The sequence below is a fragment of the Mycobacterium sp. genome, from assembly GCF_050701675.1.
GTDB lineage: Bacteria > Actinomycetota > Actinomycetes > Mycobacteriales > Mycobacteriaceae > Mycobacterium.
Window position 1 is genome coordinate 1 of the sequence record NZ_JBOGDD010000863.1, and the last position, 4,876, is coordinate 4,876.

The following is a 4,876-nucleotide window of genomic DNA, read 5'->3' on the forward strand; positions in this document are numbered from 1 at the left end:
CCCCAACGCACCGCCGGACCCGAACGCTCCGCCGCCGGATCCCAACGCGCCGCCACCACGACCTGGTCTTGGTGTCCCCGTGCCGGTGACCGACGCGCCGCCCGAGATGATGCCAGCGGGCTGATGCGCACTGGCCTCGCAATCGACTGAGGAACGTGCACCTTTCGCACGTCGAATCGTTACCCTCTGCGAGTAGACCGGACGGTGACCCAGCGGCTGCGCTGGGTCGGTCGGCGACAGGCAGGAGTTCGTCATGAACATGATTGCGGCAACCGAGTTTCTGGCGTTTGCTCCGCCGACCGCAGTGGGTTGGCTTGCCTACATCATCATCGGCGGCATCGCCGGCTGGCTGGCGGGCAAGATCGTCAAGGGTGGCGGCTCGGGCATCCTTTTGAACATCGTCATCGGCATCATCGGCGGCTTCATTGGCGGCTTCCTCCTGGAGAAGCTGGGCGTCGATGTGATTGCCGGACGCAAGTGGTTCACATTCTTCACCGCGCTCATCGGGGCCGTGATCCTGCTGTGGATCGTCGGCCTTGTCAGGCGCAGCACCAGCAAGCGGTAACCGGCCCGCCCTACATCGCGGCCAGTACGCCGCGCATCTGAGCTCCGACGGTCCCGCGACCCCCGCGGTACACGGGGCTGCGGCCGTCGCCGAGCAGGATGCGCAACCGTGCCATCCCCCGCGCGCGGACCGGCTGCGGATCTGCCAGCCGCGACAGCACGTCGTCGATGACGTCCGCCGACGTGCGGATCGCCTCGCCTTGGATGGGAACGCGCGTGCCTGCACCGACGCCTGCGCCGTCGTCGAGCAGGCCGGCCTCCCGAAGCAGGAACACGAGCGCATTGGTCATGTCCTCGCGCTCTGCCTGCGACGTCAAGCGAACGTAGTGCGCGGCGAGCGGGCTGCCCGCGGTGACCGTGGCGCCGGCCTCCAACTGCTGGTCGTAGCGCGCAGCGAACAGTCGCGCCCACATCCGGCTCGACAACGGCACGTCGGCAGGCTCGTGTCGGCGGAGTGCCCGGTCGGTCGTGTCGTCGGTGGCGTCCGTTCGGATGCCGTTGCGCAATGTCATCGCCATCTCCTCAATTCGTGACCTGTGCAGAGGTTATACCGGTCACTAGTGACCAGTCAAGCTTTAATACCAGTCACGTAAGGTCTAGGATGTGTCCATGACGTCGCACGGTATCCAGTGGAGTGGAGACACCGAGTCGAAACCCGCACCTGGTGCCCTGCGCCGCGTGCAGTCACTCATCAACACCCTTGATCTGGAATCGGGTCAGGACCGGCTGGCGGCTGTCGACGATGCCCGTCCATGGCTCGTCGACAACGGCCTGCTCTCGCCCGATGCCACGCCGGGGCCCGACGTACTGCGCCTGATCGCGGGGGTCAGGGAGGGGCTGCGCGCCCTGGTGATCCACAACTCGGGCGGCCCGGTTCCCGATCCGGCGACGATCGCGCCACTGCACGAGGTCTCCGAGGGCAGTCCGGTTCGAGTCGTCGTCGACGAGCACGGAGGCATGGCCCTGTCCGCCGGTGACGGGTCGGTGGGCTCGCGGCTGCTGGCGCTGCTGCTGATCGTCAAGGATGCCCAACTCGACGGCACCTGGACCCACATGAAGGCCTGCGCGAACGACGACTGCCGATGGGCGTTCTACGACCACTCGCGCAACCACGGTGGGACCTGGTGCGACATGGCGGCCTGCGGAAACAAGCTCAAGAACCGCGACTTCAGGGCCAGGCGCCGCCAGCCCACCGGCTAAGTCGACAGGTGCCAGACCAGCGCTGCCGCGAGTGCGCCGAGCCCGTTGAGTGACCAGTGCAGTGCGATCGGTGCGATCAGACTGCCGCTGCGCCTTCGCAGCCAGGTGAACACGAAACCCGCTGCTCCGGTGGCGATCACCGCCATCACCACGCCCGCGACCATGCCGACCACCCCGGCACCGAAGAGCTTGGTGAACCCGACGTTGCCGCTGGTCAAGCCGAAGGACGTGGCGATGTGCCACATCCCGAACAGCAGCGAGCCTGCCGCTGCCACGCCGCGAAACCCCCAGGCCCGGTCCAGGGCTCCGTGTAGTACGCCGCGGAAGGCCAACTCCTCGGGGATCACGGTCTGCAGCGGAATGATGATCATCGAGGCGAGCAATGCGCCGGACAGCGTGGCGTAGTGGTCGTTCAAGAACATGGGTCGCGTCCACGGCAGCAGCGCACCGATGACGATGACGGTGCCGACGAACGCGACCGCCCCCAGCGCGTACCAGATGCCGGATCTCCAGTGGTCGCGCCCGAGCCCGAGTTCGCTCCACCCGAGACCCCTCGACCGCACCAGCAGAACCAGCCCGATCGCTGCGGCGGGTACCACGACGAAGTTCGCGAGCGGGGTGGTGAAGTGGGCGATGAGATTGGTCAACGCCAGGACCACGACCACGACGCCGATGTCGACGTACACGCGGAAGTGATGCAGTGCCGACAGCTGACCGATCAGCGGGTGGGGTGGCGCATGCACGGCACAACCCCCCGTCGCTTCGCTCGCCACGGCGCTGACATCAGACATAACTGAATCAGCATACGTGCCATCGGGTATGCCCAGGTCAGAGACGGACAAACTGTGCCAAGGGCCACTCACCGTCGGGTAGCCGGGAAATGAAATTCGAGAGCTGCTCCGCGCGGGCAGCCGGATGGAGGAGTTGGATGGCCAGGAGAGCCTCGCACTGACGCCGGAGGAGGCCGGAGGAGGGTGTTCGCCATGACCGCCGAGAAGAGTGCCGGATCGACCGCGTGGCGTTCCGCCGACCCCCACCCGTTGAGCGACGAGACCGTCGCCACTCTGGACGGCTGGTGGCGCGCCGCCAACTACCTGTCGGTGGGTCAGATCTATCTGCTGGACAACCCATTGCTGCGCACGCCACTCTCGCGCGACGACGTGAAGCCCCGACTGCTGGGGCACTGGGGCACCACACCCGGCCTCAACTTCATCTATGCCCACCTGAATCGGGCGATCAAGGCGCGCGAGCAGTCGACGATCTACGTCACCGGTCCGGGCCACGGCGGTCCGGGGCTGGTGGCGAACGCCTACCTGGACGGAACCTATTCGGAGGTCTACTCCGACATCACCGGTGACCTCGAGGGCCTGCGCAGGCTGTTCCGCCAATTCTCATTCCCAGGAGGCATTCCGTCCCACGTCGCACCCGAGACGCCGGGGTCGATCCACGAGGGCGGCGAGCTCGGCTATGCCCTCTCGCACGCCTACGGCGCCGCCTTCGACAATCCGGATCTGCTGGTCGCCGCGGTCGTCGGGGACGGCGAGGCGGAGACCGGAGCGTTGGCCACCAGTTGGCACTCCAACAAGTTCACCAACCCGGCACGGGACGGCGTGGTGCTGCCGATCCTGCATCTGAACGGCTACAAGATCGCCAATCCGACGGTGCTCGCCCGCATCCCGGAGGACGAGTTGCGCAGCCTGATGATCGGCTACGGACACCGGCCGCACTTCTTCGAGGTGGCCGACGATCCCGATGCCGAAGAGCCGGCCGACGTCCACCGGCGGTTCGCGGCGCTGCTCGACGAGGTGCTCAACGAGATCGCCGAGATCAAGGCGTCCGCTTCGACGGGCAATGCGGAGGACGTCGCGCGACCAGCGTGGCCGATGATCGTCTTCCGCACTCCGAAGGGGTGGACGGGACCCGCCTACATCGACGGCAGGAAGACCACCGGATCCTGGCGCGCACACCAGGTTCCGCTGGCCAACGCCCGCGACACCCCCGAGCACCTCCAGGTGCTGGCGGACTGGTTGGGCTCATACCGGGCCGAGGAACTCTTCGACGAGAACGGCGCCCTCGACCCGAAGATCGCCGCCCTCGCGCCCGCGGGCACGCTGCGGATGAGCGACAACCCGCACACCAACGGCGGACTGCTGCTCAAGGATCTGCGGCTGCCCGACTTCCGTGAGTACGCCGTCGACGTGCCTGCCCCCGGCGCAACGGTGGCCGAGGCCACCAGGGTGCTTGGCGGCTGGCTCACCGACGTGGTGCGGCTCAACCCCGACAACTTCCGCATCTTCGGGCCCGACGAGACCGCGTCCAACCGTCTGCAGGGCGTGTTCGACGCGACCGACAAGCAGTGGAACGCCGATTACCTATCACCCGAGGTCGACGACCACCTGGCCCGCGTCGGACGGGTGGTCGAGATGTTGTCCGAACACCAGTGCCAGGGGTGGCTCGAAGGCTATCTGTTGACCGGGCGGCACGGTCTGTTCAACTGTTACGAGGCGTTCATCCACATCATCGACTCGATGTTCAACCAGCACGCCAAGTGGCTCAAGGTGACCAACCACATTCCGTGGCGTCGACCCATCGCGAGCCTGAACTACCTCCTGTCCAGCCATGTCTGGCGCCAAGATCACAACGGGTTCAGCCATCAGGACCCCGGATTCATCGATCACGTGGTCAACAAGCGCGCCGAGGTCGTGCGGGTCTACCTACCGCCGGACGCGAACACGCTCCTGTCCACCTACGACCACTGCCTGCGCTCGCGTCAGTACGTCAACGTGGTCGTCTCCGGCAAGCAGCCTGCGCCGAACTACCTCACGATGGACGAGGCCGTCGCGCACTGCACCAGGGGACTGGGCATCTGGGCGTGGGCGGGCAGCGAGATACTGGGTGAGGAGCCGGACGTCGTGGTCGCGACGTGCGGCGACGTCCCCACTCTCGAGGGTCTCGCGGCGGTGGACCTGCTCAAGCAGAAGCTCCCCGACTTGTCGATCCGGTTCGTCAACGTGGTGGACCTGATGCGGCTACAGGACGAGGGGGAACATCCGCACGGACTGTCCAATCAGGCGTTCGACATGGTGTTCACCCGCGACAAGCCGGTCATCTT

General features: G+C 66.5%; 5 protein-coding genes. 3 read left to right on the top strand and 2 right to left on the bottom strand.

The features are described from left to right. Positions 1–253 precede the first annotated feature (253 nt). Entirely contained in the window at positions 254–565 is a 312-nt protein-coding gene (locus ACRDUX_RS26525) for a GlsB/YeaQ/YmgE family stress response membrane protein (protein WP_526418122.1), read from the top strand. A 10-nt stretch (positions 566–575) separates the two neighbouring features. Here the strand turns inward: ACRDUX_RS26525 and ACRDUX_RS26530 are convergent, their stop codons facing one another. Next, positions 576–1,076, bottom strand: a complete 501-nt coding sequence (locus ACRDUX_RS26530) for a hypothetical protein (RefSeq protein WP_526418124.1) — start codon at positions 1,074–1,076, stop codon at positions 576–578. Between the two features lie 97 nt (positions 1,077–1,173). Between ACRDUX_RS26530 and ACRDUX_RS26535 the strand changes: the two genes are divergently transcribed. Further along, positions 1,174–1,764 carry a CGNR zinc finger domain-containing protein gene (locus ACRDUX_RS26535; protein ID WP_526418126.1) on the top strand — a complete coding sequence of 197 codons (591 nt, stop codon included), beginning with the start codon at positions 1,174–1,176 and terminating at the stop codon, positions 1,762–1,764. Here ACRDUX_RS26535 and ACRDUX_RS26540 read toward each other — a convergent pair. Continuing rightward, on the bottom strand, positions 1,761–2,555 hold the full coding sequence (locus ACRDUX_RS26540; protein WP_526418128.1) for a CPBP family intramembrane glutamic endopeptidase: 795 nt from the start codon (positions 2,553–2,555) through the stop codon (positions 1,761–1,763). The genes ACRDUX_RS26535 and ACRDUX_RS26540 overlap by 4 nt on opposite strands. Positions 2,556–2,747: 192 nt before the next feature. Here ACRDUX_RS26540 and ACRDUX_RS26545 point away from each other — a divergent pair. Beyond that, positions 2,748–4,876, top strand: a 2,129-nt coding sequence (locus ACRDUX_RS26545) for a phosphoketolase family protein (RefSeq protein WP_526418130.1), incomplete at its 3' end; no start/stop codon positions are given.